The organism is Nocardiopsis gilva YIM 90087 (assembly GCF_002263495.1).
Classification (GTDB): domain Bacteria; phylum Actinomycetota; class Actinomycetes; order Streptosporangiales; family Streptosporangiaceae; genus Nocardiopsis_C; species Nocardiopsis_C gilva.
In genome coordinates, this window is the sequence record NZ_CP022753.1 from 1,971,232 (window position 1) to 1,996,354 (window position 25,123).

18 protein-coding genes are annotated in these 25,123 nt (G+C 68.4%); 10 read left to right on the top strand and 8 right to left on the bottom strand.

Features of this window, described 5'->3' with window-relative positions; genetic code table 11:
* Window positions 1-62 precede the first annotated feature (62 nt).
* Together CDO52_RS09205 and CDO52_RS09210 are read left to right on the top strand one after the other, a co-directional pair.
* Window positions 63-983 (top strand): DNA-processing protein DprA, encoded by a 921-nt coding sequence (locus CDO52_RS09205; protein WP_017617509.1) that lies wholly within the window; start codon window positions 63-65, stop codon window positions 981-983.
* On the top strand, window positions 980-1,756 hold the full coding sequence (locus CDO52_RS09210; protein WP_017617510.1) for a hypothetical protein: 777 nt from the start codon (window positions 980-982) through the stop codon (window positions 1,754-1,756). Before CDO52_RS09205 ends, CDO52_RS09210 begins: the two co-directional genes overlap by 4 nt.
* A gap of 73 nt (window positions 1,757-1,829) precedes the next feature.
* On the opposite strand, the gene CDO52_RS09215 is transcribed toward CDO52_RS09210, so the two are convergent.
* Window positions 1,830-3,998, bottom strand: a complete 2,169-nt coding sequence (locus tag CDO52_RS09215; RefSeq protein WP_017617511.1) for an ATP-binding protein — start codon at window positions 3,996-3,998, stop codon at window positions 1,830-1,832.
* A 145-nt stretch (window positions 3,999-4,143) separates the two neighbouring features.
* Between CDO52_RS09215 and CDO52_RS27345 the strand changes: the two genes are divergently transcribed.
* On the top strand, window positions 4,144-5,070 hold the full coding sequence (locus CDO52_RS27345; RefSeq protein WP_161627233.1) for a hypothetical protein: 927 nt from the start codon (window positions 4,144-4,146) through the stop codon (window positions 5,068-5,070).
* Between the two features lie 100 nt (window positions 5,071-5,170).
* On the opposite strand, the gene CDO52_RS09225 is transcribed toward CDO52_RS27345, so the two are convergent.
* Window positions 5,171-6,811 (bottom strand): MFS transporter, encoded by a 1,641-nt coding sequence (locus tag CDO52_RS09225; protein ID WP_017617515.1) that lies wholly within the window; start codon window positions 6,809-6,811, stop codon window positions 5,171-5,173.
* Window positions 6,812-6,942: 131 nt separating this feature from the next.
* On the opposite strand from CDO52_RS09225, the gene CDO52_RS09230 reads away from it, so the two are divergent.
* The gene (locus tag CDO52_RS09230; RefSeq protein WP_017617516.1) at window positions 6,943-7,293 is read left to right on the top strand and encodes a winged helix-turn-helix domain-containing protein; all 351 of its coding nucleotides are present in this window, start codon (window positions 6,943-6,945) and stop codon (window positions 7,291-7,293) included.
* Window positions 7,294-7,603: 310 nt separating this feature from the next.
* Complete coding sequence (locus CDO52_RS09235) at window positions 7,604-9,607, top strand: tetratricopeptide repeat protein (RefSeq protein WP_157745506.1); 2,004 nt, start codon at window positions 7,604-7,606, stop codon at window positions 9,605-9,607.
* A 120-nt stretch (window positions 9,608-9,727) separates the two neighbouring features.
* On the opposite strand, the gene CDO52_RS09240 is transcribed toward CDO52_RS09235, so the two are convergent.
* The 3 genes from CDO52_RS09240 to CDO52_RS09250 form a co-directional block, all read right to left on the bottom strand.
* Window positions 9,728-10,216 (bottom strand): GNAT family N-acetyltransferase, encoded by a 489-nt coding sequence (locus CDO52_RS09240; protein ID WP_017617518.1) that lies wholly within the window; start codon window positions 10,214-10,216, stop codon window positions 9,728-9,730.
* 174 nt (window positions 10,217-10,390) lie between these two features.
* Complete coding sequence (locus CDO52_RS09245; RefSeq protein WP_017617519.1) at window positions 10,391-12,067, bottom strand: hypothetical protein; 1,677 nt, start codon at window positions 12,065-12,067, stop codon at window positions 10,391-10,393.
* Between the two features lie 385 nt (window positions 12,068-12,452).
* Complete coding sequence (locus CDO52_RS09250) at window positions 12,453-14,519, bottom strand: phosphocholine-specific phospholipase C (protein ID WP_017617520.1); 2,067 nt, start codon at window positions 14,517-14,519, stop codon at window positions 12,453-12,455.
* 213 nt (window positions 14,520-14,732) lie between these two features.
* On the opposite strand from CDO52_RS09250, the gene CDO52_RS09255 reads away from it, so the two are divergent.
* The 4 genes from CDO52_RS09255 to CDO52_RS28650 all read left to right on the top strand — a co-directional run bounded on the left by CDO52_RS09255 (window position 14,733) and on the right by CDO52_RS28650 (window position 19,422).
* Window positions 14,733-15,824 (top strand): TIGR04222 domain-containing membrane protein, encoded by a 1,092-nt coding sequence (locus CDO52_RS09255; protein WP_157745509.1) that lies wholly within the window; start codon window positions 14,733-14,735, stop codon window positions 15,822-15,824.
* Window positions 15,825-16,017: 193 nt separating this feature from the next.
* Window positions 16,018-16,533 carry a TrmH family RNA methyltransferase gene (locus CDO52_RS09260; RefSeq protein ID WP_017617522.1) on the top strand — a complete coding sequence of 172 codons (516 nt, stop codon included), beginning with the start codon at window positions 16,018-16,020 and terminating at the stop codon, window positions 16,531-16,533.
* A 150-nt stretch (window positions 16,534-16,683) separates the two neighbouring features.
* Window positions 16,684-18,282 (top strand): serine hydrolase domain-containing protein, encoded by a 1,599-nt coding sequence (locus tag CDO52_RS09265; protein WP_094932320.1) that lies wholly within the window; start codon window positions 16,684-16,686, stop codon window positions 18,280-18,282.
* Between the two features lie 243 nt (window positions 18,283-18,525).
* Complete coding sequence (locus CDO52_RS28650) at window positions 18,526-19,422, top strand: hypothetical protein (protein WP_017617524.1); 897 nt, start codon at window positions 18,526-18,528, stop codon at window positions 19,420-19,422.
* A 117-nt stretch (window positions 19,423-19,539) separates the two neighbouring features.
* Here the strand turns inward: CDO52_RS28650 and CDO52_RS09275 are convergent, their stop codons facing one another.
* Window positions 19,540-20,496 (bottom strand): hypothetical protein, encoded by a 957-nt coding sequence (locus CDO52_RS09275; protein ID WP_017617525.1) that lies wholly within the window; start codon window positions 20,494-20,496, stop codon window positions 19,540-19,542.
* A 158-nt stretch (window positions 20,497-20,654) separates the two neighbouring features.
* On the opposite strand from CDO52_RS09275, the gene ssb reads away from it, so the two are divergent.
* A complete protein-coding gene (ssb, locus tag CDO52_RS09280) occupies window positions 20,655-21,269 on the top strand; it encodes a single-stranded DNA-binding protein (protein ID WP_017617526.1) in 615 nt (204 codons plus the stop codon).
* Between the two features lie 20 nt (window positions 21,270-21,289).
* Here ssb and CDO52_RS09285 read toward each other — a convergent pair whose 3' ends face one another.
* Together CDO52_RS09285 and dacB are read right to left on the bottom strand one after the other, a co-directional pair.
* Window positions 21,290-23,074 (bottom strand): hypothetical protein, encoded by a 1,785-nt coding sequence (locus CDO52_RS09285; RefSeq protein WP_017617527.1) that lies wholly within the window; start codon window positions 23,072-23,074, stop codon window positions 21,290-21,292.
* A gap of 221 nt (window positions 23,075-23,295) precedes the next feature.
* Window positions 23,296-24,909 carry a D-alanyl-D-alanine carboxypeptidase/D-alanyl-D-alanine endopeptidase gene (gene dacB, locus CDO52_RS09290; RefSeq protein ID WP_017617528.1) on the bottom strand — a complete coding sequence of 538 codons (1,614 nt, stop codon included), beginning with the start codon at window positions 24,907-24,909 and terminating at the stop codon, window positions 23,296-23,298.
* Window positions 24,910-25,123: the final 214 nt, after the last annotated feature.

The window sequence follows — 25,123 nt, forward strand, 5'->3', positions numbered from 1 at the left end:
GCTCACTGTGTGGGGAAGCGGCACAGGTCAGAGGCTGTAACGAACCCTCTAGTCTGGGGTCCATGCCGCAAGACGACGAACGAGCCGCGCTCATCGCTCTGCTGCGCATGGGATCGGGCTGGGCGAAGATCGCCGACTCCGTCGTCGACTTCGGGAGCGCCAGGAGCGTCCTGGAGGACAGGCTCGCGCACGAGGAGACTCTCTTCTCACCAGTGTCCGACCGCCTCTCGGAGCTGATTGACGAGTCTCGTCACCTGCTGGATGACTGGTCCGCGCGGGGCATGGACGTCCTCGCTTTCTGGGAGGACGGCTACCCCCCACAACTCCGTGAGATCCACGAGATGCCGCCCGTCGTCTTCACCCGCGGTGAGCACGCCGACGACCGCCGAGCCATCGCGGTCGTCGGCTCCCGGTCGGCGTCACCCCGAGGCCAGGAGATCGCCGGGAACATCGCCGAACGCCTGGTGTCGGAGAAGGTGACCGTCGTCAGCGGTCTCGCAGTCGGAATCGATGCGGCCGCCCACACCACTGCATTGCGAGCCGGGGGTCGCACCGTCGCCGTTGTCGGAACCGGTATTGACCGCTACTACCCGAAGGACAACCGCACTCTGCAGGACGAGATCGCCGACCGCGGCATGCTCCTGAGCCAGTTTCTGCCGGGATCTCCACCGACACGACGGACCTTTCCCATGCGTAACGCTGTCATGAGCGGATACGCAGCCGCCACCATCGTGGTCGAAGCCGGCGAACACAGCGGTGCCAGGATCCAGGCCCGCTACGCGCTGAAGCACGGCAGACAGGTCATCTTCACCAAAGAGTTGCTGGCCAACGAATGGGCTCGGGAATTCCAGAGCCGACCGGGTGTGCACGTCGTCGCCAGCATGGATGAATTGATGGAGGTCGTCCGCGAGGTGTTCGCCGTGAACGAGTCACCGCTGGGACCGTTCGCTGAGTGGATGGAGCCGGAGGGGCCGGTCTGGTGACGTCGGGTGAGCTGCGTCGTGTCCGCGCGAATGTTGTACTCCAGACCAACTACCTGCACGCCGTACCGCGCCAAGGCGCGGGCATCTGCACGGTCTGCTACGGCGCGATCGATCCCCAGTACACGCGCTGCTTCAAGTGCAAGAGCACGGATAGCGCCGCCAGGGGCAACGTCGCCGACCTCGTCGTGCCAATCACCTACCGGATTGATGGCCAGCACGCTCACGACCTGCGGTGGTACAAGAAGACCGACGTGTCGGGGACGGAAGCCCATCGGCGTCGCCTGGCCGCCCTCTTCTGGTATTTCCGGGACCACCACATCGCGTGCGTCAAGGCGGCAGCGGGTCTGTCCTCCTTCTCGCACGTCTGCTTCGTGCCGAGCACGAAGACACCGGAGCACACACACCCGCTGCAGGAGCTGCTTGCGCCAGCGGTCAGTACGCTCTGCCGGATCGACCTGGCAGTGAACACAGACGTCGATTCTGAGTCGCGCGAGTTCCACAAGGACTGGTTCAAGCTGGACCGGATCCCTGAGGGGAGGCGGCCCGAGGCCGACGTTGCGCTGATCGACGACACCTGGGTCACCGGCTCCCGGGCGCAGTCGGCGGCGTACCGTCTGAAGCGGGCAGGGGCGCGCACGGTTGTGGTTCTGGTACTTGCTCGCCAGCTAGATTCCGCATACGCGCACACCAAGCGGATTCTCGGACCCATCCGGGATAGCACATACGACCTCGACGACTGTGCTGTGCACGATCAGAGACGCCGGACGGGGTAGGTGAATCGGCGCGCTGAGACAGTTCCAGCGCTTGGTGCGACTGGGCCTGAGGCGCCGACGATTCCGCCAGAACTCAGCCCAGCAGCTTGACCCACACCGTCCTTCGGCCGGGGTACGACTTGCTGGGGCGAGCATGACTGGACCAGGCCTCGTTCTCTTCGCCGAGGATCTCGGTCAGCGCCCTCTTGACCAGCTTGTGCTCGTGCACCCATGTGGGCAGGTCGTCGCTGAGTGAGGAGGGAAGCTCCTCAGCCACCATCTGCCCGATGCCACCCCAGGGGATGCTGTGCTTGCGTAGGTCACGTTGAAAGTCGTCACGGCGGCTCAGACCCTGGATCGCGGCGCGTATGTGTGTTTCCACGGCGTCCACGGGAACGTCTCGGGCACTCCCAACTGTCGGGCTGGTCCTGGGCTCCAGCTCATCGTCAGCCCCGGAAGGGACCGCCGCGCCGGCCTTGGCGATGGATGCGTTGAGTTCTTCCTCCAAGTGGACGCGCAGACGGGTGGCATAGACGTTCACCGCCGGGCGCGCGTAGTCCGGGTCGGCGACCTGGTGGGCGGCTTCGAAGGACAGGACCCGAAGCGGGATGGGGTAGGGGCGTTCGCCGGCGCTGGACCAGAAGATGCCGTGGCCGGGGATCGGCTCGTTGAGCAGGGAGGACAGGAGGTCGTCGGAGAAGTGGGAGTTCGCCTGGCGCAGTACGCGCAGGTCCTTCTCCGCGAGCAGGTGGAAGACGAACCAGTTGTCGCCCTGGGAGAGGAGGTCGGAGGTGATCGATCCCGGTTGCTGCGTGATGAGCACGGCGCCGAGGTCGTACTTGCGGCCCTCCTTCACCCACGACACGAACGGCCCTTCGGACTGCGGCCCCGCGGAGGACAGCATCGACTGGGCCTCCTCGACCACCGCGATCGTCGGGATGGTGCGGGAGTCGCGCCGGGTGAACTGCTCCTGGTTGTGCTCGAACAGGTCCTCCAACAGCACGCCCGCGAGGGCCAGCCCCTGCGGGCCGCGCATCCGCGAGATGTCGACGACGCACAGCTTGCCCTCGCTCAGCGCGGCCTTCAGTGCCTGCAGCAGGCGGCTGGAGGGGTCGTGCAGGGTGCCGACGATGCGCGCCATGTTGGAGCGGGCCGCGATGGCCTCGTAGTCCTGGCCGTTCTCCAGCCGCAGTACGTCGTAGAAGACCTGGAGATCAGCGGCGTTGCCGTCCTTGTACACGGCGTTGACCAGGCGTGCCCAGCGCTCGTCCCGCTTGAGCTGGCGCAGCTTCACGATGTTCTGCTGGTCTTGGCGCTCGGGCGGGATGACCAGGGCGACGACTCTGCTGGGCGGCAGCTCTCGGATGTCGAGCTTCACGGTGTCGACGGTGACGAACGAGCCGTAGAAGTCGGAGGGCGGTTCCTTGTCGGTGAAGATCGCGATCCGGTCGGCGAGTTCGGGGACGTCACACAGGCCGGGGCGGCCTTTGTCGTCCGGCCAGTAGTACTCGCCGTCGGGGTCGAAGATGACGGTGCCCACGGGGACCTGGCGGTTGCCTCGCTTTTCAACGACGGGCACCTGCTCGCCTCCGTAGAGGTTGGCGAAGAGCAGTTTGACCAGGTTGGACTTGCCGAACCCGGCACGTGCGAACACGAACGAGCGACGGCTCACCAGCTGCCGGATGTCGAATCGGGCTGCGACAGTGGGTTTGCGGATCTCCAAGCGGGGATCTCCGTTGGCCCGAGGGTCGCCCGCCGCGTAGACGAACTCACCGAAGGCGAGGAAGCCGAGCTCGGCCGTCGTCGCTGGATCGGCGGTGGCGCCCGCGACGTGCTGGAGCATCTGATCGGAGAGGAAGGCCACCTTGGCCCCGACATGCGGGAGCCGACGATGCGAGGGAACGAAGATCGGCGGCTGTCCCGGTGCCTTCTGCCGGAGGACGCCCAGGATGCGGATGTCCACGCGGTACTTGAGGTACTGGTCGCGCAGATTCTCCGGGATCGGCCGATCCTCCCGCTGCTGCCGGATCGCATAGTCCTCGCCGATGGGGGACACGAGACGGCCGTGCGCTGACAGCGTGGTGATCCTGCCCAGCACCGCCTCGGAGTCGTGCTCCAGACCAACCAGAACGAACTGCCCGTGCATGGGGGACGACTGGAAATCGCTTCGATACGGCAGGACCAGATCGGCGTGGAACTCCAGGCCACCGGAGGAGAATCCGAGAAAGGTGCCGACGACGGTGGCGGACTCGAACAGGCTCATCGGTACCTCCGGGCGGCGACGTCGGACACGTGCAGCTTGTTGAACGCGTCGAAGAGATGGCGCCGCTCCTCAGGGATCTGGCCGCGCACCGCGTCCTCCAGAGGGTGTCCTGCAGGATCTGCAGGTCGAAGTCGGTGACCTGGGCGTGGTGATCGGCCTCCTGGAGGCACAGCGGGTAGTACGGCACGGGAAAGCCCGCCTGAGCGTCGTGCAGCAGGCAACCGAACACCTCTTGGGCGCGCTCGCGTTGGGAATGGAGCAGGTCGACCGTCCACACCGGGTCGCCCGACTCCCGCCCGAATCTCACGAGGTGCATCGCGCCCATGTTGTAACTCGGCTCTGCCACGCGAGCGGGGGCGTCCGGGGCGTCGGGTGGCCGGATGTAGTCGGCGCGCTGGTAGACGGCGCGCTGGAGCTTGTAGGGAACGGCTGCAAAATACGGATGCCCTCTCGGGAAGAGACCCGCGATGGACATGGCGAGCCGATAGCGCTCTACGACCTCGCTCCGCTTGGCGATTCCGACCAGAAAAATGTCCCGTTTCCAACGCTTTTTCGCGATGGTGATGGACTCCTGTATCCGCTCGTACATCGCGTGGAAGAGGTTCCCGGCGAAGACCCTGGACCTCAGGAGGCCATCGCGCACGATCAGGGTGTTCGTTCCCCAGTTGCGGTCGCGGATGAGGAAGTAGAGCACCGCCCATTCGCACAGGTCACGAAAGACCATTGGCCACCGCGCGAAGGACGGTTCTGGTGGGATCATCGGGCTCAGCTCGGCGAGCGAGGAGACGCCGAGGTCGCGCATGAGATAGCCGAGAGCGCTGTTCGGGTCGTCGAGGTGTCTCCGCCCGAGGGCGACGGTGTCGGTGGTCGGAGACACCACATCGGTGAACATGGCGACGCCGTGGCTGTCGACGATCTGCACGACCTGCAGGGTGAACGGGTTGAATTCCAACCGGTTGTCGCCGCCGTCGGAAGCGACGAGCGAAACCGCGCTCGTGTGACGCGGTTGGATCGGCCTGACTTCTCCCCTGAGGACTTCGACGTCGTCAAGCACGCCGTCGAGGAGTCGTGAATCTCTCGCTGTCGTTTCCCGGACCAGCTGTTGGATCGAGGGGATGCCGTCGGGGTCGAACACTCACGCTCCTGCTAAATCGCCGTTCTCGAAGAGAACTCTAGCGACTCGCCGACTTCGCCCGCATTTTGGTGATCATGGTCGACCGGTTCCCGGTACGCATGAGAGCGCCGATAAGGAGGAAGAGCAGGAGACAGATTCCCGCGAGGATGAGGAGAACGGTGTGGAAGGCGCCGTCGTAGGAGTGGATGAGGAAGTCGAGGAAAGCTCTGCCCTCTCCGCTCCGGGCGTCGATCGCGGCGTCTGGTCCTGATGTGTGGCCTCCTGCGACCTTGTTCGCGACTGCGGCTGCGTCGCCGACTCCCGGGAATTCGTTGATGCCGTTGGCGATGCGTGAGGTCAGGAGCGTGGTCAGCAGCGAGCCATACAGAGCCACGGCGATGGCTTCGCTGCCCAGGCGGAGGGTGTTGAGGAATCCTGCGGCCATTCCGGCCTTGCTCTCGTCGACGATCTCCAGGGCGAGCCGGTCGACCAGTCCGGCGGAGATGCCCATCCCCGCGCCGGTGACGAGCATGGGCAGGGCGACGACGGCGATGGAGACGGTGGGGCTGAATAGGAGAAGGGTGAGGTCGCCGACCACCAGGAAACCGAGGCTGATGTAGACCAGCATCCGCGCGGAGACGCCGCGGTCGACGAGGGCGGCGGCCAGCATCGGGCAGGCGAAGACCGGGAAGGTCAGCAGCACCATGATGAGCCCGGCGGTTCCCGCGCCGTAGCCGCCGACGGCCGTCAGGTAGCTGGGCAGGTACGTCAGGATCGTCACGAAGCCGAAGGATGCGGCCACCGGGACCAGGCACAGGCCGACGAAGCGGGGGTTGCGCAGCAGGCTGAGGTCGAGCATGGGGTCCTCGCGTCGCTGTTCCACCGCGGCGAAGACGGCGAGGACGATGACGGTACCGGCGAAGAGGCCGATGACGCCCGCGCTGCCCCAGCCCCACTGCGAGCCCTGAACGATGCCGGTGGTCAGCAGCAGCATGGCGAGGATGAACAGGGCGCTGCCGATCACGTCGATCCGCGCCCCGGCGCGGCCGGTCTGGGTGGTGTTGCGTGCGATCACCGGGACGGCCAGCAGGACCACTCCAAGAGCCAGGGCGTGTACGCCGAAGACCCAGCGCCAGCCCAACCCTTCGGTGATCAGTCCGGACAGGGATGGGCCGAGGGAGACGCCGATGCCCGCGACCGTACCGAAGAGCGCGAACGCCTTCGCCCGCGCCGGGCCGTCGAAGACCGTGGCGAGGATGGCGCTGCCGCAGGCGAAGATGGCCGCGCCGCCCAGACCCGCGAGGGCGCGGGCGGCGTCGAGCAGGTAGATGCTGCCGACGAGCGCGCTGGCCAGCGATGCCACCGCGTAGATGCCCGCGCCCAGGGCGAAGGCCCGAACCCGGCCGACGATGTCGGCGAGCGAACCCCAGGCGAGGGTGAAGCACGCGAAGGCCACGTTGAAGGCGTTGACCACCCACTGGAGCGGCACGATGTCGGCGCCGGTGTCGGTACCGATCGCGGGCAGCGCCACGGCCGTCCCGGAAATCGAGGTCGGCACGACGAAGACCGCGAGCAGGATCGCCGCCAGCGTCAGTGCCTGGCTTCGGTTGTGGTCTCGGCTCATGGTGTGGGCCGTCTCAGCGATGGCGGGCGGCCGATCTGAGGGATGGTCCTGGGGCTGGCCTGGCTGGGTGGTCACGGCGTTCTCCTTGCTCGGTCCGCCCGCGGCGGATTCAGGTTCGAAAAAATTCGAACCTGAGACTTGCACGCAACCGAGGTACGATGCAAGTCGAACCTCAATCTCGCAGCCGACAATCGAGGAGCCCCGCCATGCCCGACGCCGAGGGCCACCCGGTGCGCACGGAGATCCACCTGATGACCGTGCTGAGCGCCCTCGCCGACCCGGTGCGCTATCGGGTGGTGACCGAACTCCTCCGGGAACCGGTAGGAACCGAGCGGCACTGCTCGTCCTTTGGTCTGTCGGTGTCGAAGTCGACGCGCGCCCACCATTTTCGGATCCTGCGCGAGGCGGGCTTGATCCGACAGGTGGATCGGGGAAACAGCCGTAAGGCGCAGTTGCGCTGGGACGATATCGAATCCCGATTTCCCGGACTGCTTGCTCTGATCGTGCGGAACCCCCCGGCTGGCGACACCCCCGCTATATCCCGCGCGAACGCCTGACGGGATGCCCCGCTGCCCTGTGCCCTCCTGGTGGCCGAATGCGGTCGCGATAGCGCGTGTTCCTGTCACGTAATGTGGCCTGGCGTTGGGACTTTTCCTGTGCAGCCCCCCACGCAGGAGGACGGATGGAGAGCAAGGACATTCCGAGGTCAACAGGCCTGTTACCGAGGGGGACACACGCAACGATTTCTCCGGACAGGCGGAATCGGTGCTGATGGCCCGGGACGTCGGGCAGGTGACCTTCGTGAATGGCAGTGATAGGGGCAGGCAGCGCGTTCCCCAGCAAGTTCCGGCCGCTCCCGCCTGTTTCGTGAACCGGGACGCCGACCTGGCGGGGATCGGATCCGCCCTCGGGCATCGTGACGGAGCACAGGTCGTCGTGTTCCAGGGGGCACACGGAATCGGGAAGTCGTCGTTGCTGCGGCGCGGAGCCGCGGCCCTTCGAGACCGTTTTCCCGGTGGCCAGTTCTATTTCGAGTTTCCGCAGGTCAACGCGGAAAAGCGCGCTGATGCAGACGTGGCGGTCACGACATTTCTCCGCCACCTCGGCGTTGGCGGGAAATACCTGCCTGACTCCTACGAGGGGCGCGTCGCGGAGTTTCGGACGCTCACCCGGGATTCGGCGACGCTGGTGGTCCTCGAAGGGGCACGGGAACCCGCGCAGGTCCGGGCGTTGATTCCCTCCGGAGCCGGCAGCGCGGTGCTCGTGGCGAGCGACGGACCATCGCTCGCTGAGCTCGAACTGGACGGAGCGCGCTCCATGACTCTGCGTCCGCTCGATGCCGAGGACGGCCGAAAGCTGCTGATCAAGCTCGCCGACGGACGGATCGCCGAGGAGGAACGGGAAGCGGCCGACCGCCTGGTCGCCGCGTGCCACGGACTGCCGCTCGCCATCGTCATGGTGGCGGCACGCCTGCGAGGGCAACCGACTCTGAAGGCGCGGGCCCTGGCCAAGGAACTGGAGGACGAGAAGCGCAGGCTGACCGCGATGGGGGTCAACGATCACCTCACCCTCTCGGCCACCTTCGGACTCACCTACCGGCGCCTCTCCGCCCCAGCGTCCACCCTCTACCGCGCACTCGGCTCATGGCCCGGCCCCCACGTCGACAGCGGATTGGCCGCGTGTGTCGCGGAGATCGACGAGAACGAGGTGCGGCCGCTGTTGCGTGAGCTGGTCGACGCCAATCTCATCGAGGAGTGCAGAGCCGACCGCTATCGGTTCCGGCACGCGCTCATCCACCTTGATGCCCGCAACCGCGCCGACCGGGACGACCCCGACCGCGAACGGCTGGCTCGGCTCCGCCGTGGTCTCGACCGCTTCCTCGCACTGATGGCGTTCGCCGACCTGGCCGTGATGGGAACCCGGACGCGCGTCACCGACATCGCGCCCCTGATGGCCGACGCCTCCGACCCGTTCGACGGGGACAAGGCGTGGGCGCTGGAGTGGCTGGACGGGGAGCGGGAGACCATAGTGGAGCTGGTCTCGGCCGCCGCGCGTTCCGGGCTTTCCGATCACGCGTGGCAACTCGCCGAGATGGCGACCGCGCTCTACATGAACATCCGCTACATCGGCGACTGGGTGCGGACCGGAACGATCGGCGCCGACGCCGCCCAGAAGGCGGGCAACGCCCGCGCCGAGGCACGGCTGCGCTCGGTCGTCTCGCGCCCCTTGACCGATCTGGGCAAGCTCGATCAGGCCGGAGAGCAGCTCGACCGGGCGCTGGAGGTCGTAGCGCACGTTGACGACCTCATGCTGCGCTCCTCGGTGCAGGAGTTCCACGGCCGCTACCTGGACCAGGTCGATCCCGACCGCGCCATCGCCGCCTACGACCGCTGCCAGGACCTCAGCGAGCGATTCGCGCAGTCTGCCGCGACCGAGGAAGAGCGACGGAACGGGCGGCGCGGCGCCGCCCTGGCCGTCTACTTCCGTGGTTGCTCGCATGCGGCTGCCGAGCGGGATGAGATTGCGCTGACGGAACTCTCCAATGCCCTGGACCGGTTTCGCGCCTTGCGGGACGAGCGCATGGCCGCGCGCGCCCGCGTCAGCCTGGGGCGAGTACACCAGCAGGCCGGGCGGCTGCGCGAAGCGTCACGCGAGTTGAATGACGCCGTTCGCGCGTTGCGGGACGGCGGGCACAGCTACTACGAGGCCGAGGCCCAAGAGACCCTGGCCGACATCCACGTCGAACTCGGTGCTGAGAAGGAGGCACGGCGTCACCTGACCCGGGCGGTGGAGATCTACGAGGCGGGCGGCAGCCCCCGGGCGCGAACCGTGCGTGCCCGGTTGGCCGATCTTGGCGAGGACGGCGACTGAGGAGACCCGCCGGTGCCACCCTTCCGTTGATCTCGGGGATAGTGGCGTAAAAATCGCCGCTGGGACCCCAATATCCCCGAGATCAACGGAAGGGTGGGAGGGGGCGTCATGCTGGGAGGGTCAGCGGGGCGTCGAAGAGAGCGTGTCCTCCACCAGGACACGCTCGTAGCACACGCTGATGTCGCTGTCGGCGTAGTAGCCGTAACGGTCGATCCGGTAGTAGCCGCACCGTTCGTACAGCCGCATCGCGTCCGGCATCCTGTCGCCGGTCTCCAGCCGAATCCGGGCGGCTCCCCGCTCCTCCGCAGTGTCTTCCAGCGCCCCGACCAGGACCTTCCCGATCCGGCGTCCGCGCCACTCGGGGACCACGTACATGCGCTTGATCTCGAAGGTGGTCGGGTCCAGACGGCGGAGGCCGCCGCAGCCCACGGTTTCACCCGTGTCGGTGTCCGTGGCCAGGAGGAACACGTCGATGTCCGCCGCTGAGGGCTTCGGCCCCTCTTCGTGATCCTCGCCGTCGTAGATTTGTTTCGTCTCCCGCACCTGTTCCCGGCGCAGGCGCTCGCCTACGGGGTGGTCCCAGGGGACCTCGTCGATGGTGATCGGCATGCCCGACAGGTTAGGAGATGACGCGGACACGAGGTTCGACTGCCACCGACCTTTCCAGCGCGATGCGCCTTCGCGCCCCTCCGTTGATCTCGGGGATATCGGCGTAATACCGGCGAGTATTACGCCGATATCCCCGAGATCAACGGAGGATCTGGCGCCGTTGTTGGTAGAAGGTCAGTCAGGGAACGTGGACAGCGAGCAGGTCCACACGCGGGTACCAGCGCGCAGGGTGTGGTGTCCGCTCGGCTTTCTGCGAGCGCGCAGCAGCGCATAGACGACCGAGGCGAGGAGACATGCGTCGGGCGCGTCCGGTGCGGCGGGAATCTCTGGTGTGGAGACCTGGACGATCCGGCCGTCGCGGATGGCCACCAGGCAGCCGTCCGGCGTGCCGACGGCGGTCATCAACGCGCCGGGGTTTCGGGCGAGGGCCGAGCGGGTCCACTCCTGGGCGCGGTCCCACAGGAGAGGACCCGCCCGGTAGATCACCGAAGCCGAGCGAGCCAGCGCGTCGTCGGGCTCGGTCGCGGCTGCCGCGAGGTGTCGGATCGTGCCCGGCGGTGGGTCCTCAGGTGCGCGGACGGCCGCCGGATACCGGTCGACGGCAACTGTGTATGGGTTGGTGAGCGTGGTGTGCACCTCGAACGCGGTGACTGCGGTGCGCTCCGGTTCGGCGGCGGGAACGGCGCGGATCCGCCCGCTCTTGGTCGGGGGCGTCAGACCCAGGAGCTCGTAGAAGAGCTCCGCCTGCCGTCGCGCGGCCTGGCCGACGTGCGCGAAGGCCAGATCGGCGGCGGCCGCGTGTCGACCGGGGCGGTGGTCGTCCACCGTGGCCTCGACCTGACCCAGGAGGTCGCGATTGTGCTCCAGATGTGGGGCCGAGACGGCGAGCTGGGCGATCGCCGTGCCCGGCACCGACTCCTCGCCGAACGCACCGATCAGCACGGGCCGGTCCACCGCCGCACCGTAGAGGGTCACCGACCCGTGGTCGCCGATCACACAGTCGGCCGCCACCAAGCCCGCGCCCCACCCCCGGTCCGGTGGGATGAGGAGAAGCCCGGCGTCGAGAGCGTCAGCGAGCCAGTCCCGGACCTGCCAGGGACTGTGCGCGAACCAGATGTTGGGGTGCAGGATCGCCGCCACTCGGTAGCGGTCGTGCGGGAGCTGGGCCAGAAGCTCCGAGGGGAGCGTGGGCCGCTGGCCGAAGAGGCCTTGCCCATTCCAGGTTGAGGTGATGGTGACGAGCCGATGGTGGTCCGCCACTCCGAGACGTCGGCGGTATTCGTCGCGGAGCCGGACACTGGCCTGAATCTTGTCGTGGATGGGGTCGCCGATCACCACTGCGTTCTCGGCGAGCCGTGGGTAGTCGGAACGAAGCTGCTCGCGCTGGGCGGGGTGCGAGAGCACCATGTGCACGTTTGGCGCGTCGGTGAATTCTTCACGGACGACACCGGAAAGGCGGCGTCGATTGGTGAGTGAGTCCGGAACGTACTTCTGGAATCCGATTCCGTGCGGGAGGACGACGATGGGCGCCTTGAAATCGGTCAGATCGACATTCTCGCTGGCGGTGAGGACCAGATGGGCATGTGTCTTGCGTCGTGCCTCATCCCAGGGGAGCAGGCATACGTCGTGGTCACGGAGCAGGGCTTCCGTCCCGGCGTTGAAGGCCGAGGTGTCGTCGAAGGTGAAAACCACCTGGATTCGGTGGTCTCCCCGGAAGGCCGAGAGCGCGTCGAGGAGGCGGGCGGTGGAGGTGAAGGTGCGCGCGATGGCGAGGACCACGTGGGGGTTGGCGAAGGTGGTCCAGCGCTGTGCGTCGTCACCTGCCTGGGCCCGTACGTACGGTAGGCCCATCAGCGGGATCTCTTAGGAGAGGAGGCCGCCTGGGCAACAGTGGTCGCTGCGATTCCGCGATTCCGCGATTCCGCGATTCCGCGATTCCGCGATTCCGCGATTCCGCGATTCCGCGATTCCGCGATTCCGCGATTCCGCGATTCCGCGATTCCGCGATTTCTGTGGTGATTCTAGTGGGTGGGAGGTTCAGGTCGATGGTGGTTGGTGGGATTGACAGGGGAATTTCGGCCATCGCTTCCGTGTGGGGTTCCGGTCAGCGGTGCCGATTCTAGCCCCGAGTCCTCCACCGCGGTCGACCGGCCGGTGCCGTCATCGTCGCCGTGGTGGCCGGGCACTGGGGAAGGTGTCCGGCCACCAGCGTGGATCTTCCGATGAGTGATGGGGGTCAGCCGGTGATGCTCTCGTCGCCGTTCTCGATGTGGCCGACGAGACGGCGCGCGAAACCGTCGTCCTCTGCCAGCGTGACTTCCAGGTCGTACCAGCCGTGACTGTCCTTGGTCGGCCACACCACGGTGTGTTGGGAAGAGGGCCGTACGGTGAGCGTCTGCTCAGGCTGCTCCGCGTAGGCCTTCGCCTGAACGGTGAACGTTAGTGATCGCGATCCGTTGTTAGCGATCCGAAGGTGCAGTTTGCGTGGGGTCGGCTTGATCTCCGTGCTGACCTCGGCCGCGTGCGAGGCACCCTCCGCGACCGATCCCGCGAACTCGCGGCGGAAGCCGTTGGGGCCGGTGAGAGCGAGGTGATAGTCGCCGTCGACCGGGATACGCGCTGTGGTCTCCCCTGACACGTCGAAGTGGCGCGGGCGCGGCAACTCGTCACCGTACGGGAACAGGATGAGGTGGACGCTCTCGGTGCCCTGGTTCCGCAGCGTCAGCTCTACCTCCCCGTCCACCGCCCGGGCGAACGCGTCGGGCTGGTAGGGCAGTGCACGGGCCGGGCGCGTCCCCGGTTCCTGGTCGGGCATCCGCTGCTCGCGCGGTGGTTTCGGCTTCCATCGGCCGTCGAAGGGCGGGACCTCCCCCGGCGCGGTTGGCCGCGGTGCCGCACTAGCCCCGCTGAAGTCGAACACCGACGTCAAGTCGCCGGAGACCGTGCGCCTCCAGGCACTGATGTCCGGTGCCTTCACACCGAACCGCTTCTCCAGGAACCGCACCGACGCGGTGTGGTCGAACACCTGGGAGTTGACGTACCCGCCGACCGTCCACGGCGAGACCACGATCATCGGCACCCGCATGCCGAGCCCGATCGGATCCCCGGCATAGAACTCATCGTCCACGCCCTCCGGGGGAGCCGGTGGCGGCATGTGGTCGAAGAAGCCGTCGTTCTCGTCGTAGTTGATGAACAGCACCGTCGAGTCCCACACCTCAGGGTTCGACGCGATCGCGTCCAGCACCTGGTAGGTGATGTTCGCGCTCTGGATCGGTGACGACGCCGAGGGGTGCTCGGAGTCGGCGGCCGACGGGACGATGTAGGACACCCGCGGCAGCTTCCCCGTCTCGACATCGTCGCGGAACGCCGCCGCCGTCCGGCCGGTGGGGTGGCGTCGCAACGCCCGCTCGAACAGACGCCGCTCGTGGTCGCTGAGCTGGGCGACCCCCTCGTCCAGGCGCGCCTCCATCCGCTCACGCTCCTCCGGCGTCGCCTTGCTCAGCGCCTCGTAGTAGTAGACCATCGCCGGGTAGTCGCCCTGGAGCGCCTTGACCGCGATGTCCTTGAACGTCGCGTAGAACTCCAGCTGGTTGTCGGTGAAGTTGTCCCACTCTTGGTAGACGTTCCAGCTCACCCCGGCCTGCTCCAGCAGCTCCGCGCACGTCACCCAGTCGTATCCCGGGTGCCTGTCCTCCGCGTAGGCGTCGTTGCCGACCGCGCGACGCCGCGTACCCGGCTCGTGTCCCGTGTACCCGGTGAAGTGGTAGTTGCGGTTGGGGCTGGTGGACGACAGCACCGAGCAGAAGTAGTGGTCGCAGATGGTGAAGGTGTCCGCCAGCTCGTACTGGAACGGAATGTCCTGTCGCTCGTAGTAGGTCATCGTGGCGGCGCCCTTCGCCGGGACCCACCCGTCGTGCCAGCCGTCGCCGCGCGCCCGCTGTCCGTCGGTCCAGTAGTGCGGCAGCGCCCCGATGTACTGCAGGTTCTTCTTCACCAGGTCCGCGGCGTCCCGGACCGGGAACGGCAGCACGGTCCTGCCCCAGCCGGCCGGCTGTTCGAAGACGCTTCCGCCGTCGGGCAGTTCGATGGCGTTGCGGTCGCCGAATCCCCGTACGCCTTTCAGCGCACCGAAGTAGTGGTCGAAGGAACGGTTCTCCTGCATGAGGAAGACGACGTGCTCGACAGCCTCCAGGCCGCCGGGGCGGATTGGGCGGGCGAGGGCGGTGTGCACGGACGGGGGCAGGAGGGAGGCGGCGAGCGTACCCGCGCCTATGGTGAGGAAACGCTGGCGGGAGAGGGTCATGGCCGCTGTTATAGGCGGCAGGGCGGGCCGGGTTCTGACCTCGGGCTGAACGGGGGCGGTATCCCGGCTTACGTGTGGTTTGCGCGGCCGCGGCGGATGATCGACTGTGGTGCGGAATCCCGTTTCCACCTGAGGGGAGGGGAGAATAGGAGCGGTGATGACGTCCGCTTATGGTTCCCATTCGTCGAGGTCCGGTCGCGCCGAGGAGGTCTCGTGACGGATCCGTACGGATATATTCCCATCGTGATCCTCGCTTCGGAGATACTCGTCATTGTCGTGGTCCTCGGCATTTTCGAGATGCGCGGATTCCTCGTGCACCGAGCCCTGTGCCAGGAGGAGTCTCCCGTCTCCTTCCCCAATGCCGACAAGCTTTCCCCGACGGAACTGGCCTGTCTCGCGGGTGGGCGGCGGCGCATGGCCGAAGTGGCGTTGACCGGGATGTACCTGAGGGGTCGGATCCGCCGTCAGGACGACGGCACATTCACCGTCGTCGGCCCGCGTCAGCCTCGCGTCGGCGAAGACGACCCGATGGAGCGCGCCATCCTGCGGGAACTGCGCACCGCGCAGTCCAGCAGCGCGAACCGCCTCATCCGCGCCGCGATGGCCGCCTCCGATCGGCGGAGTGTTCGGCAGCGCCTCGCCGGTCTCGGACTCCTCGCCGAATCAGCGGAGCTGGAACGCGCGCTCCACATGCGCGTCTGGACGCTGAACCTGCTCAAATGGATCGGCTACGTCGGACTTCTCGGCCTGGTCGCGGGGGGAGTCGTCTACGTCGCGGCAGGGGACTCGTGGACGCGGGATATGGCGGCCCAGACCCTCGGCTTCGGCGCGGCGCTAGCCGTTTCCTGGGCGATATTGCGTGTCCTGGGAGCGATCACCGGCGGCGACCTGACATCGCGCACCGCAGCGGGTGACGAGCTCCTCACCCAGGCTCGGGAGCGCTATGTCGCCCCCGGATCGGATGCCGACAGGCGCCTCGCCCTGGAGGACGCCCTGCGTTTCACGGCGCTGCGTGGGTTCGCCGACATGCGGCGGATGCCCGCACGGAGCTGCGCCGACCCTGACCCCGCTCCCCGCCTGGTGACGGAGAACCTGGGCCAGGGCGACCCTGGTGGGTCTGACGCGGTGGGCATCAGCGGCCTCTGCGGCTTCGCCGCGGACTGTGCGGTTTCGGCCGGTTCGAGCAGCGGCGCGGACAGCGGCGGAGGCGCTGGGTCATCCGGTGGTTCCGGGGGTACGGGCGGCGAGGCCGGTGGCGACTCCGGCGGTGGGGGCGAAAGTGGAGGTGGTGGAGGTGGTGACTGAGCGCGGCTCGCCGACGGCGCTGGCGGGTTCGGCCACGGCGCCCGCGTCGCCGCTCTCGTGCCGTTGGCCGCTGCGCGAGTGTGCCCTAAGGTGAGAGGCTGAGTTCGTTTCGACGTCGATGATGGCTCCGGGTGTGCCGCCGAAACACCCCATGCATGACGCACACGCCTCGGGAGGGCGCCTCCCGGCTCCGATGAGCGCCCCGCGGGTCCGCCCGCGCAAGGAACTTCGCACCTCCCGCCGACGCCGCCCGCACCGCTGCTGGGATCACCTCTATGCCGCGCCGCTCTGGCCGATGCACGGCGCCAACCTCGGCACACTCCTGCGCACCTGCGACGCTGTGGGCGCCTGTCTCGCGGTCCCGCGCCTGCCCTGGGTCCCCGAAGCGCTCGCGCGCGGCAACACCCTGCGCCGACCGACCTGCACGCACTGGACCGGCGACCAGCTCACCTGGCTGGAGCGGGAGCGTGACCGGGGATCGCGGATCCTGGCCGTCGAACTGACCGACGAGGCCACACGTCTCGCCGACCTCCCGCCCGCTCGGCAGCCGACCGTCGCAGTGCTCGGCCACGAACGCGACGGCATCCCGCCCGATGCCCTCGAACTGGTCGACGGATCCGTGGAGATCCCCATGATCGGCACGGGCCTGAGCCTGAACGTGGCGGTCGCGGGATCGCTGGTGCTCTACCGGCTCGCCGGGTTGCTGTGAGGCCGCTGACGGCGCCCGAGACCACCGTTGGGGCGAGAGCCGAGGACATCAGCGGCATGACATCTGTCATGCGGCGTCTGGGCGATTCTCATCAGCGATCGATGACATTGCCTTCTACCAAGGGACTGCGGGCTTCGCGACGCTTGGGGCATGTCTGCGGTACAGAACGTCCCCCATGACCACGCGGCACCCGCCGACCCACCACCTTCCGGCCCGCCGCTGCCCGCGCGGGCACCCCGGCGGGCGTGGGCCGTGGCGGGTGTGATCGGCATTGTGGTCGCGGTGCTGGCCTTTGCGGTGATGCCGAACAAGGGCCACGGCCCGATCGAGCTCGAGGGCGATCCCGAGCTGGCCAAGTCCGTCGCCGCCTCCATCAAGGGCGTGGAGGACCGGGCGCAGGGACTGTCCGTTGTCCGCATCGACGGCGCGGAGCGGCAGGCCGTCGAGGGCGGCACCGCCGACGGGCGCACCACGGTCACCCCCGACACGCCCTTCGAGACCGGGTCGGTGTTCAAGGTCGTCACCGCGATGACGCTGGCCGACCTCGTGGAGAACGGCGAGACCCGGCTGGACCGGACGCTCGGTGACATTTTCCCCGACGTCGACTTCGCCTCCGCCGACGTCGCCGAGATCACCCTGGAGGAGCTGGCCACCCACCGCTCCGGACTGGCTCGCGTGCCCATGGAGACGATGGGAACGGCCTCGATCACGGCGGGAACACTGCGGGACCCGTACACCGCGATTCCACCGGTGGCGGACTCCCTGGCCGTGGCGCAGCTGGAGACCCCGGGTGAATGGGCCTACTCCAACTTCGGCTTCGCCGTCCTCGGCGAGGCACTGGCCCGGGAGAGCGGCACGCCGTATCCCGAGCTGGTGCACGAGCGCGTGCTGGACCCCCTCGGCATGGACGACACCTTCATCCTCGGCGCCGACACCGACGACATCCCCGAAGGCGCGGCGGTCCCGCACGCGGAGTCGGGCGCGCGCACCGAGCCGTGGAACGCCGTCCACTACGCCCCGGCCGGTGTCGGCACCTGGTCCACCACCGCCGATTTGGAGCGCCTGGTGCGGGCGATGATGGACGGGACCGCGCCGGGTGCGTCGGCTGCCGAGCCGACGCACGAGGGACCCGTTGACGAGACCCGGCTCGGACTGGCGTGGATCACCACCGACTTCGGCGACGGCGTCGAACTGACCCAGCACAGCGGCGCCACCTACGGTTCGACCGCGTTCATCGGCTATCAGGGTGACCGTGCGGTCATCGCGATCTCCAACAGCTTCGCGGTGGACGCCGCCGCGATTGGCCCGCGCGCGATGGGGGCGCCCGAGGTGCCGCCCGTGGCCGAGGGCGAGCTGGCCGCGCCAACCTGGCTCCTTCTGGTCCAGACGCTGCTCATGGTCGCCCTTCCGCCGCTGCTCGCGGTGGCGCTGATGGCGCGCCGCAGGACGCTCGTCGGGCAGCGTCACCTGGACCGGCTGCGGATCATCTCGATGCCGCTGGGAGCGCTGGCCGTGCTGATCCTCGCCCAGCGTGTCGGCAGCTGGGCGGTGACGCCGCCCGTTCTGTGGGCGCTGGCGGCGGGTGCGGTCGTGGCGGCCCTCGTGGTCGGGATCTGGCACTGGCCCCGAGTGGCGGTGGTGCGGGCGCGCTGGACCTGGTTCCGAATCGTGTGCTTCGGGCTGTCCGTAACGGTCTCGCTCGTAATCGCGACGGTGATGAGTATGGCGCTGGTGGCCGCGAACGCCTGATCCCGCGATCTTCGGTGTCGGGGCGTGATGCGTCGGGAAAACGGCGCATCACGCCCCGACGTTTGCGTTCCGCGGGGCAAGAATGACGCGGTGTCGCGGTTCGCACTGAGATTCATACGTACGTTTTCCCAGACCACAGAAGGTGTTATGGGACCGTGACGGGAGTTGCACCGGACGTCCGAAATGACGCGCTAGGTTAGGCCTCCTCTTCCCACATCCCCCGAATTTCTTGGGAGCCATCCCTTGTACACCTGGCACACTCGTGTCTCCCGTGCCTCGCGCATCGCTTTTGGCACCGTGTTCTTCTTCGGCGCGACGCTCGGCCTCTCCGGTGCGAGCGCCTTCGCCAGCACGACCGACTCCGCCGACCTCCCGGCCGAGAAGGAACAGCGCGACGGTCCTCCCGGTGACAACGGAACCGTGAAGGTCCACGACCCCGACACAGCACCGGACGACATGCGCAACGAGCCGCACGTCTGCGAGTTCACCGTGGTCGGTTCCCACTTCGACTCCGCCCAGAAGGTCTGGTGGAAGATCCGCGAGTGGCCGCCCGGGGAGAGCGCCAAGAAGCGCCCGGTCGTCTTGGAAGGCGACCTGGTGCTGGATGACGAGGGCCACGGCAGCACCGAGACCCACACGCTGCCGGACGGTCACTACAAGCTCTTCTGGAACTTCGACGGCGAGAACGGCCACGCCAAGCAGAAGGTCTTCTGGGTCGACTGCGAGACCGAGGAGACGCCCGACGAGGACGCGAAGGAGTCCGACGAGGGAACGGAGAAGGACCAGGGTAAGGGCGGTAAGGACGAGGAGACTCCGAGCAAGCCCGACGGGAAGGACAAGGGCGAGCCGGAGGAGTCCGAGAAGGACGAGGCGGACACGCCGAGCCCGACGCCTGAGGCCGAAGCCGGGCAGCCGGACGCCGAGGACGCCTCTCCTGCCCCCGCCTCCGAGCCCGAGACCGATGAGGAGAAGGCCGACACCGCGAGTACCGGCGGCCTTCCGGTGACCGGTGCCGCTCTGGGCGGTCTCGTCGCCGCGGCCGTCGTGGCGATCGCGGGTGGCGGCGTGGCGATGTTCTACGCCCGCAAGAGGAAGGCCGCGGCGGACGGCGCGGTGGCTGAGGAGTCGGCGGAGTCCTAGAGCAGTAGTCGACGCGCCGAGCGGCCCGAGGCCACGGCGCGACGAGGGGCGGGTACCTGCGGGTACCCGCCCCTCGTGTGTCGCGCTCGCGCTGGCCTCGCCGTAGTGGGAGACCGATCACCCCCGGTCGGCGGTGCCGGTCCCGACGAGTGGGGCGCAGGCCTCCAGGAGCCGGCCGCGCAGCGCCGTCCCCCGCTCGGCGAAGTCCTCCTGCGCGGCCATGTACTCGGCCTTGCCCTGAGCGGTCTCGATCCGCACCGGCTCGTACCCGTAGTCGCCGAGGTCGTAGGGGGAGGCGCGCATATCCAGCTCGCGCACGTCGCGCGCCAGCTCGAAGCAGTCCACCAGCAGTTCGCCGGGCACGGCCGGGGCCAGCTTGTAGGCCCACTTGTACAGGTCCATGGTGGCGTGCAGGCAGCCCGGCTGGTCCAGTTCGACCTGGGTCTCGCGGGACGGCCGCACCCGGTTCAGGGGGCGGGCCTCCGGGGTGAAGAACCGGAAGGCGTCATAGTGCGAGCACTGGATCCGGTGCGACTCCACGACCTGGTCGGTCCCCTCTGCACCGAGGCGCAGCGGTACCGAGGAATGCCGCACCTCGTCCTGGTTCCTCCGGTACACCATCGCCCATTCGTGCAGACCGAAGCAGCCCAGGTGGGCGGGGCGCGACGCGACCGCGCTGAGCAGCGAGACCACGAACCGGGCGGTCGAGCCCCGCTTGGCAACGAACGCCTCCAGGTCGAGCCCCACGCCGACCGCCGGGTCGCCGTCCGGCCCGGTGACCCGGACTTCGGTGAAGAACCGCTCGTCGAGTCGGCGGCGGGCGGCCTCGCCGAGCAGGACCACCCCGGCCCCCGGGTACCAGCGGCGCAGCTGCGTGGGCTTGTAGCTGTAGTAGGTGAACAGGAAGTCCTCGACCGGGTGCGCGACGCGCTCGCGGCGGCGTTCGAGGTGGCCGGCGACCAGCGTGTCCACCCGCTCGTGGTGCCGCGCTTCGCGCTCCTGCCAAACCTGTTGCTCCACGACCGTCACCGGGGCGCTTCCGGCGGGAGTGGAGATCGCGGTCGGAGTGTTCATCGGATTCCAGGTTAGGCGTTCCGGTGCCGCGTCCTCGCCCGCCGGTTGTCCACAGGCGGGAAATCTCAGATCGCCGGGCGGTGGTGGCGATTGCTTCGCTGGTGGTGCGCCGGGCCACCGGTCGGCGCGCCACTGTTCCGCTGCCTGGGGGATGCCTGATGAACGAGACCGTCGTCACCGTGGTCGGTCGCCTCGTCCGTGATCCGGAGGTGAGGTTTCTGGAGGACGGCACGGCGCTGTGCCGCTTCACGGTCGTCACCACACCGCGCGTATTCGACCGCACCACCGGAGAGTGGGGTGATGGCGACCCCGTGTTCCTGTCCTGTTCCGCCTGGCGGATGTACGCCGAGAACATCGCCACGAGCGTGAGCCGGGGCACCCGGGTGGTCGTCGTCGGAGAGTTGCGGCAGCGGACCTACACCAGTACCGACGGGCGGGCGCGGACCATCGTGGACCTGCGGGTGCACGACCTCGCACCGACGTTGCGGTGGACGATCGCGAGGGTCACCCGCCATGGATGGGCGGACGCGGTGCGCTCGGGGGCGAGACCCGAGACGAAGGGCGAGGAGGGGGAGGGGGAGCGAGGGGCGGGGAGCGAGAGTGGGGAGGACGGGCGCAAGGCGTCGGTGCCGCTTCCGCGGACCGGGGATTCTTCGCCCGTCGCACCGGCCTCGCCGGTGCCGTTGTCCCCGTCGACCCGACTGTGGTCGCCGTGGCCGGCGGTGGCCGCGCCGGGGGGTGGAGGGGCAGAGGAGGGCGATCCGCCGTTCTGACGGCTGTCGCGTCCTGGAGGTCAGTTGGTCCGCTGGACGGGGAGGTGGCGGCCGAGGTATCCGATGTAGATGCGGTTGGTGGTCTGGGGGCCGAGGTGCGGGTAGAAGTACAGCCGCGGACAGATGCCGTACTCCGTGTCGAGCTTGATGTGGGCGAACATGGGCACCTCACCGCTCGGGTCGACCTCGGTGGGCACCTTGAAGACCCGTTTCTCGCTGAGCTTCTCGCGGTTGCGCACGTGGTCGCTCTCCCGCGAGGCCAGCCGCCGGACGGGGATGGCGCGGTAGCCGTCCGGCGGCTCGCGCAGGTAGCCGTGGAAGTTGAGGCCGCTGGTCGGGTGCTCCAGTTTGAAGCGCGCGTAGTCGTCCAGGGCGAGCAGGGCCTCCCAGGCGCGGGCGACCCAGAGGTTCTCCTTGCGGCTGCCCGTGAGCTCGCGGACGGTGTCGCGGTCCTCGATGGTGAAGTAGAGGTGCGGGAAGTTGGAGCCGTCGGTGATCCGCTCCAGCAGGTCCTCCACCTTGTGCGGCGGGCGCCGCCGGGGGTCGGGGGGTGCGGCCTCGCCCGCCAGGCGGTACAGGCCTTCCTCGCGGAGACGGCGGCGCAGCCAGGCGATCTCGTGCCGGGCGGCGTGCAGGGCCTCGCGGTCGGCGTCGCTCTCCTCGGTGAGCTCGGTCAGTTCCGCGGTGAGCCGCTCGTTCTCCTTGATCTGCTCGGTCAGTCGCGTACCGAGCCGCTTGGCCTCGGCACTCAGCCGGTTGGCCTCGTGTGACTTGTCGGCCAACCGCGCCCGGAGCATGTCGATGAACTCGTTGGCCTGCTGGTCACTGCTCGCGGCGACGGGGGAGGGCCGGGACGGAACGGTGGGATCGTCCTCGGCGTCGTGGATGAAGGCGTCGATCTCCTCCTCGTTGAGCAGCGCGTCGATGTCGTGCAGTGCGGGAGGAAGGGGGAATTCCAGGGCGTTGTCGCGGACCGAGCGGGCGAGTGCCAGGCTCACCCAGGCGCGCACCCGGTCGCCGTCGCGGGCGGTGTCCAGGGTCTGCGCGCTCATCCTGGGATGTCGGAGCGAATCGGAGGGATCGTTGAGATCCACACGGGGGAGGAAGGTGCGTACCCCGCCGGGAGGAACGTCGAAGCCCCGGGGCAGGATCCGGCCGACCGCCTCGTGCGCGGCGGCGTCGAGGATGTAGCCCGCGCACATCCCGGTCGATCGGGCCAGGACGCTGCCCATGGTCTCGCACCAGCCGGCGACGGTCATGTCCTCCGGCGTGCCGCTGATGACGATGGCCAACCGGCGCGCGGGGTCGTTGATCGAGTCGAGCAGCTCCTGGACGGCCCGGTCGTCCTTGCCGCGCACGATGTGCGGCACGGCGGGGAGCGGGTGGCCGCCGTCGAATCCGGGGACCTCGTCGAGCAGCATCCGCACCGCGTCGGGCGGGGCGATGTCGAGGCGTTCGCTGCCGGAGATCCCCGGGCGCGGGTCGACCGTCATGTCGATCCAGATGTAGCGGTGGTCCAGACGCTGCGGGTCGTGGACCGCGGTCACCGTGGTGCGCCATACGCCGTCGGGTTTGTCCGATTCGGTGGTGAGGCGCAGGAAGGTGATGTCCTCGTCGCGGTTCTCGTGCCGCAGCACCATCGCCCGCGACCTCTTACTCAGCTCATAGGCGCCCGACCGGGTGAAGTCGACCCGCGCACCCGCTGTTCCGCGCTTGCTCAGCCACTCCGACAGAACGGCCGAGGTCGTGGCGATGACGTCGTGATCCTGCGGGACCGTGACGATACTGCGGTAAACGAGGGACACTCCTGATCTCCCGTCGGTGGCCGGTTCCGGAGGGCTCTGGAACCTTCTGGCCTGCGGCATAGGCATTCCTGGATGGGCCCTCACAGACAACTGTGGCCTAATGGGTGATGCTTTGCCAATCCAGCCGCGGAATCGTCGAATGAGGCCGGAGTGCCCCTCGTTACGGAAGTGCGACGCGCTGTCGTGTCGATTGTCGCCAGGTTGATCGTCGGCCGAAGGACTCAGCAGGCCTCGGCCCACGTGCACTCCAGGTCGCCGGTGCTGCGGCCTGGGGCGTCCGGTGTGTCCTGGGCGCGCGGCGTGCCGTGCCGCGGCGGGAGGACGTCCACGCGGGTGGAGGCGGTGCGGGAGAACTCGGCCAGACGCACGGCGATCGCGTCCTGGACGTCGCGCGGCGCCGACCCCTTGTGCCCGTTGTTGATGATGGAGAAGACCATCTCTTCGCCGTCGGTCCCGGTCACGTAGCCCGACAGGGCGCTGACGCCGGTCAGCGTTCCGGTCTTGGCCCGCACGTTGCCCTCGGCGGGGGTACCGACCATCCGGTTGCGCAGCGTGCCGCCGACCATTCGGTCCTGCTCGCCCGCGACGGGCAGCGAGGTGAGCCAGGCGCCGTACCAGGGCTCGTCGCGCACGGCGTCGAGGAGGCTGAGGACGACGTCGGCACGGAGCAGGTTGCCGCGCGACAGGCCCGAGCCGTCGGCCTGGCGCACGCCCTTGACCTCGGCGCCCATGCGGTCCAGGGCCGGCTTCACCTGGACGAGTCCGGCCTGCCAGGTGCCCTTGCCGAGCGTCTCCCGTCCCATCGCCTTGATCAGGATCTCGGCGTGCCCGTTGTTGGAGAGCTTCATGAACGGGATGAGCAGGTCGCTCAGCTCATCGGAGTGGCGGACGGCGAGCTCGTCGGCGTCGGCGGGCGTGGTCCCTCGGCCGACCTCGCCGTGCACCTTGACGCCCTCCTCGGCCAGGGCGTCGGCGAAGACGTGGGCGGCGTGGTCGGTGGGCTCGTGCACGGTGCGCAGCGTGCTGTAGGGGGCGCCGCCGAGGGGCAGGCCGCCGGTGGCGGTGAAGGCGTTTCCGCCGGACTTCCGGCGCACGTCCAGGGTGCGGGCACTGTCGGGCGTGCCGGTACTCGACTCGTTGGTGAGCGAGAGGTTGTCGGTCATCGGCTCCAGCGCCACGTTGACGGGGGCGCCGACCCGATAGCCGGGGGTGGCGGTGACGTTGACGACCCCGGTGTCGAGGTCCTCGTTGGCGGCGACGGTCAGCGCGGAGATCTGGGCGGCGTAGTAGTACGGTTCGTCGCCCTCTTCCCAGTCGGGGTGGAGGCGCGTGTCGTCGAACCAGGTGTCGTCGGCCAGCAGGTCTCCGGTCACCTCGGTGACGCCGCTGTCGGCGACCTCTTCGGCGAGGTCGGAGAAGGCGTCGACGCTGAGGCTGGGATCGCCGGTGCCCACAATGTAGAGGTCGCCGTCGACCACCCCGTCGGAGGGGTCCTCGTCGGCGGACACGGTGGTGCGGAAGGTGTAGTCGGGGCCCAGGACGTCCATCGCGGCCGCTGAGGTCAGCAGCTTCATGTTGGAGGCCGGGAGGAGGCGGGTGGTGGCGTTCCGGGTGTAGAGGGTGTCGCCCTCGTCCAGGCTGCGCACGACGACGCCCGAGGTCGCGCCCTCAAGGGAGGGGTCGTCCAGGATCTCGTCGATGTCCTCGCGGAGGTCGGCAATGGGATCGGAGTCGTCCGCGGCGGCGGGGACGGCGGTGGAGACGACCAGCGCCGCGCTGGTGGTGATCGCGAACAGGAGGGTCTGGGCGTGGGGGATGACCCGGCTGACCGGCATCTGACGGCCTTCCTATTCAACTGTGCGTGGTTGATGGATATGTGGGTCGGTGAGCGTCGCCGCCGTTCCGTGCGAGATAAGCGGGACACATCTCGGCGGCGCTGCTCACGCGTTTCGGATTCGCAATTTACACGTGGCGGCCGCCGTTATAGGGGAACCGTGGGCGCGTGTGATCAGTTTTCCGGGGTCCTTGCCGAGATGTCGAATTTTCCCG